The following is a 14,715-nucleotide window of genomic DNA, read 5'->3' as shown; positions in this document are numbered from 1 at the left end:
CAAATTTTCTGGCCGCCCGGGCGGCGCCGATGATATGATTCCGCAAGTGCATCCAATTTGATGATCGCTTTATGCAGTCGATTTTCGGGCCGCGGCGGGTTCATCGATCGATTTTGCCAGCGGCTATCGGCTCGGCTTGCCTGCTGCTGTTCGTCCCCGTCGCAAGCGCCCAACCTCCCGGCGATCCAGCGGTCACGCCCGGCGCGCAACGCGCAGAGCCGGCGCAGACAGAAACATCGCAAACAGAAACGTCTCGTCCGGATAGCAACGCCGGAGTGCGCAACGCTGAGGCCGATCGGTCGGCGTCCGATCAGCAATCGTCATCCGTTCCGTCGCCGGCGCCGACAGCTTTGCGTCCAAAGCTCGATGGGCCGCAGCAGTACTGCAAGGCGTTAGAGGAGGCTGCATTGGAGAACGGCTTGCCGCCGGATTTCTTCGTCCGGCTGATCTGGCAGGAAAGCAATTTCGATCCCAACTCGGTCAGTTCGGCCGGTGCCCAGGGGATCGCCCAGTTCATGCCCGGTACTGCGCGGTGGCGCGGTCTGGCCGACCCGTTCGAGCCATTGCCTGCCTTGCAGGAATCCGCGCGCTGGCTCCGCGAGCTGCGCGCGCAGTTCGGCAATCTCGGCCTTGCGGCGGCCGCCTATAATGGTGGTCCACGGCGCGTTCAGGATTGGTTGGCGGGACGTGGAAGCCTGCCGGGCGAAACGCGCGCCTATGTCAGGATCATCACCGGCAAGTCCGCAGAGGAATGGGCGCAAGGCTCGCTTGAGGATCGGGTCCACACCGATGCGGCCATGGCTTGTGGTGACATCGTGCGCGGCATGCTCGTTCGGGCGCTTCCAGCGGGCCCAAGAGAGTCCGCGACAATCGCGCAGCAAGCTGCGTGGGGGCCCTGGGGACTTCAATTGGCCGGCGGCCCGTCGCAATCGCGCGTACTCGCCGACTACCAGCAACTTCAGAAACGATTTGCATCCGTGCTCGGCGATCGCGCACCGCTCGTTCTGAGATCGCGCATGGCCGGGCCAGGCTCGGCCACCTGGTATCTGCTCCGGGTCGCCGAGACGACCCGTGAGCGAGCTAATCAGCTGTGCGCCCGGTTGGAGGCAGTCGGCGGGCGCTGCCTGGTGTTTCGGAATTAGGTGGCGCACGTTGCAGGTCGCAGCGACCGACGGCGTGATGAGGGCTAATTGGCGACGGAGCCCTCGACCGCAAATGTGTGGTACCTCGCGTATTTCTCGCCGACCGCCCGAACCTGCACGTAGGCCGGATCGTGTCGCCAGGCCCAAAGCGCCTCCATGCTCGGATACATGTAGATGACGACGCGCTTGGGTGGATCTCCATCGACGGCAACGACCTGCGAACCGGTTGCCGCCGCGCCGGCAGCCGCGATCAGCTTGCCGCCATGCGCCTTGATGATCTCCTTCGCCTTCGGGAGATATTCCCTGGCATAACCATCGGGGTCGGTGACCTCGATTTGGCCGATCAGATAGGCGGGCGGCCTGGCTTCGCCATGCAGTGCTTCGGTGCCAAGAGCGCCGATAGCGGTACAACTCAACATGACCAGAGCCATCTTGCCTCCAGAATTCATGTGAGCCTCCTCCGATGCCAGTGCCGATGCCGTAAGCCGCAGCCTGGCAGGACTCTCCACGAGGCTTCGAAATACGTCCAATACATATATTTTCTCGAACCTTATGCTCGAATGGTATAAGCGGGCATGAACCTTCAACAGGCCCTCACATTCTTGACGGTGGCCGAGCTCGGCACGGTCTCAAAAGCCGCTTTGCGGTTGCGTGTCGCCCAACCCGCTCTGTCCAGGCAAATCATCGGTCTCGAACGGGAGCTCGGCTTGCAGCTCTTCGATCGCGTCGGGCGGCGGCTTCTATTGACCGGCGAAGGCGAGCAGTTGATTGCGGGCTGCCGTCTGCTGCTCAACAGCGTCAATTCCTTGAAGGAGCAGGCTCAGCTGCTTCGCCAAGGAGATACCGGGGTCCTAAGGATCGCCGGCTCGCCGCAACACATCGAAAGCGTGCTGTCGGAATTTCTGCACCGGTACGCGGAGCGATATCCCAGGGTCGAGATCAGGATCAGGGAGGGGACGGGCAGCGAGATATTGGCGATGCTTGAACGCGGCGAAGTTCATCTCGGCCAAAATTTGCTGCACGCCGTCAGACTGAACGAACAGCACTTCGGCAGCCTTCCGCTTGGATCCGTGCAGTTACTGGCTGCTTGCCATCCATCGATGCCACTTGGTCCCCGTCGCACAATCGAGATCGCTGACCTCGCCGAACTTCCGTTGCTGCTGCTGGACAGCGGGTTCGGATTTCGCCGTGCTTTCGATGCGGCAAGCCGTATGGCGGGCCTGAAACCGAAGATCATGTTCGAGAGTCGCAGTCCGCACACCTTGCTGGCACTCGCCGAAGCGGGGCACGGCGTCGCGATCGTTCCCTCCCAGCTTCAATGCTGGCGCTACGGATTAAGGATTGTCGGTCTCACGCACGGACGCCGCGTGTTGCAGGAGCCTCTGACCATCTCATGGGACAAGCGGCGTCCGTTGCCTCGTTTCGCGACCGATTACTGTGCAATGCTGGCAGCGCATATGCGGGAGACGTTTCCGATCACGCGCCCGACGGAACCGGCAGCGGCAAAAGCAAGTGTTCAGACGCGCGCCAGGCGAGTTCCACGCAAGGCGAAAAGTTCGGGTGGTTGAATATCGCGATTTGCGTCCGCGACATCAATCACCCGACGGCGCAAGCCTTGCGCGGAGAGTGATTCGGTTTATCGGAACGTCAGCTCGGTGTAACACCGCTCATCCGATCGACGGCGCTTCGGTGCTTGCCCTAGCGGATTAAGTGTGTATGCTTGCAGCGTTCGATTTGCCGTTGTGCCTTGTTGAATGGTCAAAGCGGCCCTTTTCCAAAGAACATCGTCGGTTGAAGGATGATGCGGAACCAAGCGCGAATTCACGTGCGTCCGCTTTGGAGAAGACAAATGCCTACAGGTACTGTGAAGTGGTTCAACGGCCAGAAGGGCTTCGGTTTCATTCAGCCCGATGATGGCACGAATGACGTGTTCGTTCACATCAGCGCTGTCGAGCGGGCCGGACTTGGCGGTCTCGCCGAGGGCCAGAAGCTGTCGTTCGAACTCAAGGTCGACAAGATGCGTGGCAAGACCAGCGCCGAAGATCTTCGGCTGGCTTGAATCGATCTGTTATTCCACGGATGTACTGGGATGACAGCCGCGGCCCGCTCGATCCTCTGATGGGTTGAGCGGGTCTCGCTGCTTTTCAAAGGGCTCATTCGCTCATGGCCAAGAAGCCGGAAGAACTCTCTGCCGAGCGCCTGGCCAAGGCCCAGCGCCAGCGGCTTGCCGCCGAGGCCGGTGCGCAGGCAATCGCTGAAGTCGAGCGCGATGCGATCGCCGTGCGCAAGAACATGGTGCGTCTGCGGGCTCTCCGTGAAGCGCGTGACGCCGAGGCGGCCGCCGCGCAGGCTGGCTCTGCACCCGCTGGCACGGCATCTGTGGCTGCCAAGAGAACCAAACGGGTCAAGCGCATCGTGCGTTAAGCCGCTCAATCACGCACGTCTTCGAGTCCGTCGCTGATACGTTGCTGAAGCGGACCTGTTGTTTCGCGGCCTCGGCCGCCAGTTCAGGCCGCGAAGCCAGGCCGTGGCCCGAACTATTTGGGACGATCGGCTTCCTTCCTGTTCGCCGCCTTCAGTCTGATCCTGATGTAGTCAGTGATATCGCCGGCCGCATCACGCAGATCCTGTTCCGTCAGGCCTTGCTGTCCCGCTATCTCGATGCACCGGCGCGCCAACTCGGCAACGTCCTGCGAGGCACCCGGCGTTCCATATTGCTCGGCAGCGTGGACGCTGTTTTCAATCCAGAAATCAAGGAACTCTCTCGCTTTTGCGGTCATGACTCACCCGGACGGCTCGCGCGCCTCTGTCCTCACCGGCCACATTCCTCGGTCTTCGCAGGAACAATCGAGAGCCGGGGTAAATTACCATGGCGATGACGCGCTATTATTTCGATCTTCGTGATGGCGGCGGCCTGGCGATCGACGAAGAGGGCATGGAGATGTCCAGCTTCGGTGCGGTTCAGGAGGAGGCTGCGCGCGCCTTGGCCGACGTGATTCGGGATTCCTTTCGCGGTCACAATTTCCATCAGATTGCCATCGAGGTCCGGGACGGCGACGGGCCCGTCCTTGAGGTGGCTATCGCTTGGCGCAGTTGCCGGCTGGATTCTTGAGTTTGGCTGCGCAGCGCGGCAGCTAGCACCTTGTGATGCCCAGACTGAGACTGACCTGAAACAGCGGCCCTTCGTCCGTCCGGACCTCAAACGCCAGCAGCCTGTGTTTATCCAAAGGCAGGTTCTCCTTGGCTATGCTGAGCAATGACTGCATCGCTTCGTGCGCGGCAGTTTCCTCGTCGCGTAGCTCGATGCCCTGTTTGTCGGCATAGAGTTGCTCGCCGTTGCGGATATCGAAATAGTAGCGGGTTGCCATCTTCGGCTCCCTTTTGTGGCGGGAGCTGCCCAGGCTCTCAGGTGCCGGCGCTCAATAGTTATCCGGCAGCGCTGTACTCTGCGCTAGTTGGAGCGAATTTGCTACTCGGCAACGATGGAGATTTTGGGGAACCGCTTTTCGCGTTCGCGGTCAAGCCGCCATCGCCGTTCAGCCATGATTTCGGTGTGGCTGAACCGTCGGATATAATTCTCGCGATCTGCGATTGCGTCTTGCATAGCCGGGATAAGTGCATAACTGTGGTGGATCGACTGGCCTTGAGCCTTGTAGATCGGTCCCGCAGGACCTTTTTCCAAAGACATCGTCGGATGAAAGCGAGGACGCGTGCTTGTAGCACCGCCGCTGAAGCTTCCGCGACGTTGTTCGTCGGCTGCCGTTCCACGGATGTACTGGAATGGCAGTGCGGCCCGCTCTGTCATTGATAGAGCGGGGTCTGGTCTTGTTCATTCAAAGTGCGTTGTACCGCGAGAGAGGTGATCCGTTGCAAGTTCTTGTCAGGGACAACAACATCGACCAGGCGCTTCGAGTTCTAAAGAAGAGGTTGCAGCGCGAGGGCGTCTTTAGAGAGATGAAGCGCCGCAGATCGTTCGAAAAGCCATCGGAAAAAAGGGCTCGAGAGAAATCCGAGGCCGTGCGGCGAGCCCGCAAGCTTGCCCGCAAGCAAGCGATACGGGATGGATTGATCGCGGCGCCTCCGCGGAAACCCAAATTCCCGGCGTCCAAACCTTCGGCGCCAAGGCAATCACCACAATCGCCACAGCAAGCAGGCGGCACACGGGAGACCTAGCCCGTACCGATCCTGCTGGAAGGATCGTGCAAGATGACGCAGCGATCTTATCGAGGCAACGGATGCCTCCAGGAACGTCTCTCCGATGAGATCTGTCGTCGGCGAGCCGTGGATCGGGATATTCGGTCGAGGCACGACGATCAACGGCGACGTGCGCAGAACCTGGCCGGCACGGCCATCAACGCAATGGCAGATCATTCCGCCAGCCAGTTCGATCAGGCCGCGCGCAAGCGTGATTTGCTCGACGGCCCGGAGGAATTTCGCGCGTTTCGCGCGGATCGCTGACGAAACGTATGATTCGGCGGTAGGCGCAAAACTCGATGCCGTCCCGGGCAAGCGAAGCGCGACCCGGGACCCATAACCACAAGTGCCGATTGGTTTGCAACGCTGGAGCCACAGCTCGTTTCAAAACGGAAGGCTGTGGTTATGGGTCCCTGCTTTCGCACTAGCGTATATACATATCCTCCGCAGTCTTTCCGGAGTCTTCTCAAAGAGTTGGCCGAAAACCGCAGAGAACTTACTCATCTGCACTAGGGTTGCGCCCGCCGATTTCGGCTCTCGCCTAGTAGCTAACCCCTTGATGATGAGTCGGTTTTCTAGCCTCGAAGAGATGTGTAAATGCCCTAGGCGGTGTGGACAGTTATCGCAGCCATAGGACGATGGCTGCGAGAGTGATGACGGCAAGGTAATTTCGGGCGGTCTTTTCGAAGCGGGTTGCGACGCGGCGGAATTGCTTGAGCTTTGAGAAGCAGCATTCGACGAGATGGCGCTGGGCATAGAGATGCTTGTCGAGCGGATACTTGAGCGCGCGTGACGGGTTGTTGGGGATGACGGCGAGCGCGCCCTTGGCTGCAATGTCCTGGCGCAGGTGATCGGCGTCATAAGCCGTATCGGCCATGAAAACCTCGGCAGGCAATCCCTCGATCAATGTGGCGGCTTGCGGTGCATCGCCCTTCTGGCCTGCGGTGATCGTGAACCGTACCGGACATCCCAAGCCGCGAACGGCCATATGTATCTTGGTGCTCAGGCCGCCGCGCGAACGGCCAAGCGCCTGATCTTCAGACCCCCTTTTTTGGCCCCGGCAGCATGCTGATGGGCTCGAACAATGGTGGAATCGACAATCAGATATTCGAAGTCCGGATCGTCGGACATTGCCTCGAAGATCCGCCACCAGACGCCTTTGGCACTCCATCGGCTGAAGCGCCGGAACGCGCTGTTCCAATCCCCGAACGCTTCCGGAAGATCACGCCAGGGAGAGCCCGTGCGAACGATCCACAGCACACCTTCCACGAACATCCGATTGTCGCGCCCGGTCGAGCCCTTCTGGTCAGGCCGGCCTATGATCAGCGGCGCCATCCGCTCCCAAGCCGCATCGCTCAACACCAGACGATCCATCACACCCAAGACTGCCTCCCAAAAGCAGCCTTGAATCTGATTTGCTCCTAAAAGGGAATCCTTAGAGTCCACACCGCCTAGTGCTTTCGCAGGGACGACAGTTGTGATGCGGCACGTCATGTGCATCAAACGAGCGAGGAGGGCCTTTGGCGAGCACAGCGCTTTGGGCCCTCTCACCTCGCAATGACGGTGGAAGGTATCTTATCCCGCCAGCACCGCATCCGCGCCGGTCACCGCCTCGGCGCTTTCGGTCACGGTCTTTTCCAGCGACGGCGCCTGCACGGCGATGTTCTCGGCGAAGAAGCGCGCCAGCGCGACATAGCGCTGCGGCTCGGCTTCGCCGTTCGCCTTGGCGGCCAGCGCCTCGCCGGCGAGCATGCAGCCACCGAGCGTTGCGGCGAACAGCCGCAGATAGGGCGTTGCGCCGGCCAGTGCCTCGTTCGGCGCCGAGGCGAGGCGCTCGAGCAGCCATTTGCTGGTGCGATCCAGCGCGGCGTGCGCGTCGCGCAGCTTGGCGCCCGTGGTGCCGAACGCCGGATCGTTGGAGGTCTCGACCTGCTTGATGACGGCAGCGAGCTCGTCCAGCAGCGCCCAGACCGAGGCGCCGCCATTGGCGCCGAGCTTGCGGGTGACGAGGTCGATCGACTGGATGCCGTTGGTGCCCTCGTAGATCGAGGTGATGCGGGCGTCGCGATAATGCTGCGCGGCGCCGGTCTCCTCGATGAAGCCCATGCCGCCGTGGATCTGCACGCCGAGATAGGCGACCTCGTTGCCGATGTCGGTGGAGAAGGCCTTGGCGATCGGGGTCAGCAGCGCGCCGCGGGCCGCTGCCTCGGCGCACACCTTGGCGTCCTTGGCGCGCACCGAAACGTCGAGCGCGACCGCGGTGGCGTAGCAGATCGTGCGCGCCGCCGCCGTCATGCTGCGCATCTGCATCAGCATGCGCTTGACGTCGGGATGCACGATGATCGGATCCATCCCGTCGCTCTTGTGGCCGATCGCCTTGCCTTGCCTGCGCTCCTGCGCATAGGCCAGCGCCTGCTGATAGGCGCGGTCGGCAATGCCGACGCCTTCGAGGCCGACGCCGAGGCGGGCCTGGTTCATCATCGTGAACATGCAGCGCATGCCCTGGTTTTCCTCGCCGATCAGATAACCGATCGCGCCACCCTTATCGCCCATCGTCATGGTGCAGGTCGGCGATGCGTGCATGCCGAGCTTGTGCTCGACGCCAGAGGCATGGATGTCGTTGCGATCGCCGAGCGAGCCGTCGGCGTTGACCAGAAATTTCGGCACCAGGAACAGCGAGATCCCCTTGGTCCCCGAGGGAGCATCTGGCAATCGCGCAAGCACGAAATGCACGATGTTGTCGGTCATGTCGTGCTCGCCATAGGTGATGAAGATCTTGGTGCCCTTGATGCGATAGGTGCCGTCGGGGGCGCGTTCGGCGCGGGTGCGCAGCGCGCCGACGTCGGAGCCGGCATTGGGCTCGGTGAGCTGCATCGTGCCGGTCCACTCGCCGGTGACCAGCTTCTCGAGATAGGTCTTCTTCAGCTCGGCGCTGCCATGGGCATCGAGCGCCTCGATCGCCGACAGCGTCAGCAGCGGGCAGAGGCCGAAGGCGACGTTCGACGCGCTCCAGATCTCGGTGCAGGCGGCGTTGACCGCGAGCGGCAGGCCCTGGCCGCCGAACGCCTCCGGCCCCGAGACCGCATTCCAGCCCGCGGCGGTCCAGCGCTGGTAGGCGTCGGGCCAGCCCGGCGCGGTCGTCACCTTGCCGTTGTCGAGCTTGATGCCGTGCTCGTCGCCGACACGATTCAGCGGCGCCAGCACATCGGAGGCGAACTTGCCGGCTTCTTCCAGCACCGCAGCGGTGATATCGCCGTCGAAATCGCCGTAGTGGCCGGCCTCCACGGCGGCAGCGAGCCCCGCACCGTGATTGAGGGACAGCAGGATATCGTTGATCGGCGCACGGTAGGTCATGGCGTTACTCCCGACGAGGCGTTTGCAAATTGTCATCCCATGAAACCGGCGGCCTCTCAACAGTCCGAACGGACATCGCACGGTCTGTTTCGGCCACTGCGGCGTCGCCTTATAATAAGAGCACCGTCATCATCCTGCGGCTTTCGTGCCTTTTCGATCGCCGCCCTGTTGAAATGGCGGGACTCACCCTATAGACCGACGTGGCCTTCGATCGGCGCGTTGGGGCGTAGCCAAGCGGTAAGGCAGCGGATTTTGATTCCGCCATTCGGAGGTTCGATCCCTCCCGCCCCAGCCAGCAAGCAAGCCGTTGATTTCAAGAGAGGAATCGATTTTTGCCGGCCGGCCCCCGCCGCCATTTCGGGCGGATTGGGCCGGCTGGCTGGAAATCTGTGCCGCTTTGGTTTCCATGGCGGCGGGCGACAAGCCCCGAGTCGCCCGGAGATCCAGGTCAACGGGCGATCGTAATCACGACATAACGACGGATCTGACGTGGCGAATACCAAGAAGGCCCGCGCTGCTGCTGGCGCGAAGAAGAAAAGCAAGGGATCGGCGCGTTCCGGAATCTCGTCTTCCTCACCGCTCGGCATGCTGGCGCTCCATCTTCTCGAGCAATGGAAGAAGTCCGGGCGGGACGGCATCGTTTTCCTTGCGGAAAGCGAGAACAGGGCCGAGCGCCTGGGCAGCGTGCTGTATTCGCTCGATCCCTCGCTCGAGGTGCTGGTGTTCCCGCGGCTGAATACCTTGCCCTTTGACGGGCTGGAGCCGTCACGAGAGATCGCCGGGAGGCGCAGTTCGGTGTTGAGGCGCCTCGCCCGGAGCAAGAAGCCGGTCTTCCTGGTGTCGACGGCGGAGGCGATCATGGAGCGGTTGCCGTTGCCCGCCAGCTCGGCGCGCCTCAGCATCAGCCTGAAGGTGGGGGCGGGCTATTCCGAGCAGGAACTCAAGGATCGTCTGGAAGCTCTGGGATACGATCTCGACGAAGAGGCGGATTATCCCGGCAGCGCTCTGTTCCACGGAATGACGTTCGAGGTATTTCCCGCGGGCGCGCTGGGGCCGTTCAGAATTGAGCATTCCGGTGGCGTGATCCGCAGAATCGCAGGTGTCGATCCGGACGAGCACGACGTCGTGTTCGACGCGGAGGAACTGCACATCGACCCGATGTCCGAACGGATCGCGTTGGGAGGCAAGCGGGCACAGCGGGCGGCGCTGCCGGATTATTGTCAGCGCGCGCACTGGATCGCGGACGCCGGCGTTTCGGGCCACGCCGATAGCTGGCTGAGCACGATCAAGGAGGTGGCCGGCCGCAGGGAGGCGGAGCGCGAGTATCTGGGGCCCGCTGACTGGAAACGGCAGACCAGACGGATGAGCTCGCTGCCCCGAAAGGCAGCTTTCACCGCCACTCCCGACTTCTCGAAGGTCGCCTCGTCGCGGAAAGCTCTTCGCGCATTTGTCGCCGACACCGAGCGCGCCGGATCGCGGCTGCTGTTTGTCGCGGCGGTCGAGGATGACCTGCGCGCGATGGAGCGAATGAGCGGGATCAAGGCGGAGCGCTTCGCAGACTGGAACGAGGCGGCGAAGGGACGGGGCGGCGAAGGCGCGCTGCTGGCCGACTTCGACACCGGCTTCATCGGCTCAGGGCGCAAGCCGCTCGTCGTCGTGACGGCGACCGACGTGCTCGGCAGCAGGGCGCATCATCCGCAGCCCATGGCCAGAGCCTGGAGTTCGGCTTTCGATCATCCCGACGTGCCGGAGCGCGGTGCGGTCGTCGTGCATCTGCAGCGCGGGCTGGCCGTGCTCGATGGCTTGCAGACCTTCGATATGGGGAAGGGATCATCGCGCGAGATGATCAGGCTGGCATTCGCGGGAGATGATGCCGTCCTCGTTCCGCCGGCCGATCTTGCGCTGATCTGGCCGTATGCCGCGGAGCTCGGCAAGCTGGCATTGGACAGGGCCGATGGCAGTACGTGGTGGACGCGCCGTGGCAAGGCGGAGCAGGAAATTCAAACTGCAGCCAAGGCGCTTGCCAAACACATCGCGCAACGGCGCCGCCGGCGCGCTCCCAAGCTGGTCGCTCCCGGTCCCGCCTATGAGCGGTTCGTCGCGCGCTTTCCCTATTTCACGACAGTCGACCAGGCGAGGGCAATTCGCGACGTCCTCGATGATCTGGCGTCCGGTCATCCGATGGATCGGGTCGTCTGCGGCGACGTCGGATTTGGCAAGACCGAGGTGGCCTTGCGCGCGGCGGCGGCCGTTGCGCTGTCGGGCAAGCAGGTTGCCGTCGTTGTGCCGACGACTGTTCTGGCAAGGCAGCACGTCGCAACCTTCCGCAAACGGTTTGCTCCGCTTGGCATCGAAGTGGGAAGCCTGTCGCGGGCGACGTCGTCTCCGGAGATGAAGGAGACCAAGGAGGGCCTGCGAAGCGGCAAGATGAAGGTCGTGGTCGGCACGCAGGCGATCGCATCGAAGGACGTGAGGTTCGCCAAGCTGAGCCTGGTCATTGTCGACGAAGAGCAGCACTTCGGCGCGGCCGAGAAGGCGAAGCTTTCAGGGCTGGCGAAGGGCGCCCATACGCTGTGGATGAGTGCCACGCCGATCCCGCGCACGCTTGCCGCGGGCCTTGCGGGATTCAGGGAGCTGAGCGTGATCGCATCCCCGCCCGTTCATCGGCTTCCGGTCGCGACCAAGATCGCTCCGCTCTCGGACGCCGCCATTGCCGCCGCATTGCTGCGCGAGCAGCGACGTCACGGGCAAAGCTTTCTGATCTGTCCGCGCATCCAGGATCTGGATCCGATGCTGGCGCGCGTGCAGTCGATGGCCCCGGAGCTCCGCATCGTCTGCCTGCATGGCAAGCTACCCGCCGACGAAATCGACGATCGAATGATGAGCTTCGTCGAGGGCGAGGCGGACGTCCTCCTGGCGACCAACATCGTGGAAAGCGGTCTCGACATCCCGAGGGCGAACACTATCGTGGTCTGCTGGCCGGAAAAGTTCGGTCTGGCGCAGCTCCACCAGCTCAGAGGCCGGGTGGGACGCGGCGGGACACGCGCCTTCGCATACATGCTGACCGAATCCAGTTCGGAACAATCCGGGAGGCGTTTGGCCGTTCTGGAGGAGTTCAGCAGACCGGGCGCCGGTTTTGCGATCAGCGAGCGGGATCTCGACCTCAGAGGCGCCGGGGATCTGCTTTCGGAGCGTCAATCCGGCCACGTGCAGGTTTTCGGTCCGGTGCTCTACAGCCACCTTCTCAAGCAAGCCTCGGAGAAGACCAACGACCGGTCCGCCGATATGTGGGTGCCCGATCTCAACCTTCCGCTCGCGGATTTGCTGCCCAGGAGCTATGTGCAATCGGAATCCGTGCGGCTTGAAATCTATGGCCGTGCCGCGAGGTGCCGGAACGAAGACGATCTGGAGGATCTCGAGGAAGAAACCTCGCGCCGCTTCGGCAGGCTGCCGTCGGCGGGTCGGGACTTCTTCGCCGCGGCGAGGCTCAGGATCGATTGCAAGCGGAGAGGGATCGTGAGGCTCGATGTCGGCCCGGAGGCCGTCGCGGCGACGTTCCTTCCCGGGAAGCTGCCCAAATCCAGAGCACGTTCGCTCCAGCGCGACGGCGATCGCGTGTTCTATTCTGACAACATACACGAGCCGCCTTTCGAGCGGATCGAGGATCTCCTGGACATTCTGGACGAGTGAGCGCGACGCGGCTCCGTCGGAGACGAGCCTTGCGGGTGCGCCGTGCACAGTAGAGATATTTCAGCGCGCCGGGGCTGGGGAGAACAAATCGACCGATTCTGCGCGCTGACATCCCAGTGACATGTAGCATCGTTACTGCACATGCGTGGCAAACCGCCCGCCGTCATTCGGCCTGCTCCGAGCCATCGGAAAGCCCCCTTCCAGGCGCGAGTCGACGGTATTCAGGGCGGGCTATGTTGTTCAAATCGCGGCGTTTTGGGCCGAAATGTCGTGCCCGGATACCGGAATCAGCGCTGCCGAGGCCGATTCCGGCTTTCGCTTTCTCAGTAGGACTAGGCGTTTTGCACACCGTTCCGCGCGGTGTTGCCCAATCTTGTGCCCGATAGCGGTAACTGAAATATTCGTATTATATTTCAATAGCTTGTGGAGTTGTCGCAATTCAAAAGCCCGTGATATTTGTGCAACATTTGCCCGAAAACAGCCGCAACTCGCCCCAAACCGAGCGGTCTTTTGTTGCGTGATCGGGGGCCTTCTGTCTCATATGGAACTACGACGGAGGGGGGCATCCCGAGGTCGTCCCGTTCTAGGTGGTTCGCTTAAGTCCCTCGCGTTCATGCGGGTGTGTCCGAAGGCGCGAAGCGACTAAGCGGGGATTTTAAGGGACAAAGGGAACCAACCTGAGGGTGTCTTACCCGGCGGATCCGGAACCTTCCCTGAGATAGAGCAACTTGGAGGTTTAACATGAAGATGGTTAAGAGCCTTATCCTCGGCTCGGCGGCGGCTCTCGTCGCGGTCGGCGGAGCTCAGGCGGCCGATCTTCCCGTCAAGGCCAAAGCGGTCGAGTACGTGAAGGTTTGCTCCCTGTATGGTCCCGGATTCTACTACATCCCGGGCACCGATACCTGCATCAAGCTGGGCGGCTACCTGCGCGCAGACGTCGTCATCAACTCGAACTCGGATCACACCGGCAACACCTCGGGTGCCGCTGGCGCAAACAACCGCTTCACCAACGGCTACACCTGGCGTTCTCGTGAAGACCTGAACATCGATACGCGCACCGCGACCGAATACGGCGTGGTCCGCACCTTCTTCGATGCGACCTTCTCCTGGACCTCGGACACCTATGCCGGTCAGGGCAACGGTGCGACCGTTTACTCGCCGATCGGCGCGGTTTCGGCTCCGAACAACGCCAACTCCGGTGCGGTTGCGGCTGGTACGGTCGGCGTCTACTACGCCTTCATCCAGTTCGCCGGCTTCACCATGGGTAAGGCGGTCTCGCAGTTCTCGGCTCCGTGGGCCAACTACCCGGGCAACAGCTTCGACGGTCTCGTCGGCGGCGGCGGCACGATCACTGGTGTGAACCAGTTCACCTACACTGCGCAGTTCGGCAACGGCGTGTCGCTGTCTCTGTCGGCGCAGGATCAGTCGGCTTACTACCAGGCTGGCGTGGTCAACCTCGGTGCGCCCGTCAACTTCGGTGTTCCCGGCAACACCAACGTGTTCGGCATCAGCGACTACGCTGGCACGATCGCTCCGGACCTCGTCGCGATGCTGCGTGTCGACCAGGCCTGGGGTCTGTTCCAGGCATCGTTCGCCGCGCATAACAACCACGTGGCCTACTACGGCGGCACCGAGTTGACCGGTCATCCGGACGACAAGTGGGGCTGGGCTGGTTCGTTGGCCTTGTCGATCAAGAACATCCCGACCGGACCTGGCGACACCATCAACTTGCAGGGTGTCTACACCAACGGTGCGACCCGCTATAACATCCAGGACCTCGCCGGTTCGGCTGGTGGCAACACCATCTTCGGCGGAACCAACGTTCCGGGCGCCTATCAGAGCATCGGCTTCGGCATCGCGCCGGACTCGATCTTCGTGACGGGCGGTCAGCAGCAGCTGATCACGACCTACGGCTTCCGCGGTGCCTACGTGCATAACTGGAACCCGAACTGGAACACCAGCATCTACGGTGCCTGGGCCCAGGTTAACTACAACAGCACGTCCAAGGGTTACATCTGCGGTCCGGCCGGCAACGGCGTAGGCGGCTCGCTGAGCAACTTCTTCGGTGCTGGTTCGGCTCTGACGTCCTGCAACCCCGACTACAGCATCGCGCAGCTCGGCACGCAGACCCAGTGGACTCCGGTGAAGAACCTGACCTTCTCGGCCGACTTCACCTACACCCGTCTGGACCAGGGCTTCTCTGGTACGGTCGCTTTCCCCGGCAGCCCGACGATCGGCAAGCCCGGCGCGATCTACGAGCTGAAGGACCAGAACACCTACACCATGCTGCTCCGCGCTCAGCGCAACTGGTAATACCGGTTGATCTGATTGCGAT

The 14,715-nt window shown here is 62.2% G+C and carries 15 protein-coding genes and 1 tRNA gene; 10 read left to right on the top strand and 6 right to left on the bottom strand.

Annotated elements, in window-relative coordinates; all coding sequences use genetic code 11:
- Positions 1-71: 71 nt before the first annotated feature.
- Positions 72-1,142: a lytic transglycosylase domain-containing protein gene (locus ACVIYL_RS41935; protein ID WP_456781375.1), complete on the top strand. Its 1,071-nt coding sequence runs from the start codon at positions 72-74 to the stop codon at positions 1,140-1,142.
- 44 nt (positions 1,143-1,186) lie between these two features.
- Here the strand turns inward: ACVIYL_RS41935 and ACVIYL_RS41930 are convergent, their stop codons facing one another.
- Positions 1,187-1,591: a DUF1330 domain-containing protein gene (locus ACVIYL_RS41930; protein ID WP_310881771.1), complete on the bottom strand. Its 405-nt coding sequence runs from the start codon at positions 1,589-1,591 to the stop codon at positions 1,187-1,189.
- Positions 1,592-1,717: 126 nt separating this feature from the next.
- Here ACVIYL_RS41930 and ACVIYL_RS41925 point away from each other — a divergent pair, with 126 nt between their 5' ends.
- The 3 genes from ACVIYL_RS41925 (at position 1,718) to ACVIYL_RS41915 (ending at position 3,566) form a co-directional block, all read left to right on the top strand.
- The gene (locus ACVIYL_RS41925; RefSeq protein ID WP_456781374.1) at positions 1,718-2,710 is read left to right on the top strand and encodes a LysR family transcriptional regulator; all 993 of its coding nucleotides are present in this window, start codon (positions 1,718-1,720) and stop codon (positions 2,708-2,710) included.
- Positions 2,711-2,991: 281 nt separating this feature from the next.
- On the top strand, positions 2,992-3,201 hold the full coding sequence (locus ACVIYL_RS41920) for a cold-shock protein (RefSeq protein WP_028339489.1): 210 nt from the start codon (positions 2,992-2,994) through the stop codon (positions 3,199-3,201).
- A 104-nt stretch (positions 3,202-3,305) separates the two neighbouring features.
- Positions 3,306-3,566, top strand: coding sequence for a hypothetical protein (locus tag ACVIYL_RS41915; RefSeq protein WP_057015228.1), 261 nt, complete (start codon positions 3,306-3,308; stop codon positions 3,564-3,566).
- Positions 3,567-3,679: 113 nt separating this feature from the next.
- Here ACVIYL_RS41915 and ACVIYL_RS41910 read toward each other — a convergent pair whose 3' ends face one another.
- Complete coding sequence (locus ACVIYL_RS41910) at positions 3,680-3,922, bottom strand: hypothetical protein (protein ID WP_456781373.1); 243 nt, start codon at positions 3,920-3,922, stop codon at positions 3,680-3,682.
- 89 nt (positions 3,923-4,011) lie between these two features.
- On the opposite strand from ACVIYL_RS41910, the gene ACVIYL_RS41905 reads away from it, so the two are divergent.
- Positions 4,012-4,254: a DUF6894 family protein gene (locus tag ACVIYL_RS41905; RefSeq protein WP_425249064.1), complete on the top strand. Its 243-nt coding sequence runs from the start codon at positions 4,012-4,014 to the stop codon at positions 4,252-4,254.
- A gap of 22 nt (positions 4,255-4,276) precedes the next feature.
- On the opposite strand, the gene ACVIYL_RS41900 is transcribed toward ACVIYL_RS41905, so the two are convergent.
- Positions 4,277-4,510 (bottom strand): DUF6894 family protein, encoded by a 234-nt coding sequence (locus ACVIYL_RS41900; protein WP_456781372.1) that lies wholly within the window; start codon positions 4,508-4,510, stop codon positions 4,277-4,279.
- 101 nt (positions 4,511-4,611) lie between these two features.
- A complete protein-coding gene (locus tag ACVIYL_RS41895; RefSeq protein WP_456781371.1) occupies positions 4,612-4,947 on the bottom strand; it encodes a hypothetical protein in 336 nt (111 codons plus the stop codon).
- Positions 4,948-5,009: 62 nt separating this feature from the next.
- Between ACVIYL_RS41895 and rpsU the strand changes: the two genes are divergently transcribed.
- Together rpsU and ACVIYL_RS41885 are read left to right on the top strand one after the other, a co-directional pair.
- Positions 5,010-5,315, top strand: coding sequence for a 30S ribosomal protein S21 (rpsU, locus tag ACVIYL_RS41890; protein WP_075968627.1), 306 nt, complete (start codon positions 5,010-5,012; stop codon positions 5,313-5,315).
- 33 nt (positions 5,316-5,348) lie between these two features.
- A complete protein-coding gene (locus ACVIYL_RS41885) occupies positions 5,349-5,600 on the top strand; it encodes a hypothetical protein (RefSeq protein ID WP_456781370.1) in 252 nt (83 codons plus the stop codon).
- Between the two features lie 355 nt (positions 5,601-5,955).
- Here the strand turns inward: ACVIYL_RS41885 and ACVIYL_RS41880 are convergent.
- A protein-coding gene (locus ACVIYL_RS41880) for an IS5 family transposase (protein ID WP_092083899.1) occupies positions 5,956-6,719 on the bottom strand; the annotation gives its coding sequence in 2 pieces (ribosomal slippage) (positions 5,956-6,381 and positions 6,384-6,719; 762 coding nt in all).
- A 192-nt stretch (positions 6,720-6,911) separates the two neighbouring features.
- Entirely contained in the window at positions 6,912-8,690 is a 1,779-nt protein-coding gene (locus ACVIYL_RS41875) for an acyl-CoA dehydrogenase (protein ID WP_456781369.1), read from the bottom strand.
- A 220-nt stretch (positions 8,691-8,910) separates the two neighbouring features.
- On the opposite strand from ACVIYL_RS41875, the gene ACVIYL_RS41870 reads away from it, so the two are divergent.
- From ACVIYL_RS41870 to ACVIYL_RS41860, 3 genes are all read left to right on the top strand, one after another.
- Positions 8,911-8,985, top strand: a tRNA-Gln gene (locus ACVIYL_RS41870).
- A 290-nt stretch (positions 8,986-9,275) separates the two neighbouring features.
- Positions 9,276-12,380 (top strand): DEAD/DEAH box helicase, encoded by a 3,105-nt coding sequence (locus ACVIYL_RS41865; RefSeq protein ID WP_456781953.1) that lies wholly within the window; start codon positions 9,276-9,278, stop codon positions 12,378-12,380.
- Positions 12,381-13,121: 741 nt separating this feature from the next.
- Positions 13,122-14,693 carry a porin gene (locus tag ACVIYL_RS41860; protein WP_253603086.1) on the top strand — a complete coding sequence of 524 codons (1,572 nt, stop codon included), beginning with the start codon at positions 13,122-13,124 and terminating at the stop codon, positions 14,691-14,693.
- Positions 14,694-14,715: the final 22 nt, after the last annotated feature.

It is taken from the genome of Bradyrhizobium sp. USDA 3315 (assembly GCF_054056795.1).
Note: the sequence above shows the minus strand (reverse complement) of the source record. Positions and strands in the feature narration are given on the sequence as shown.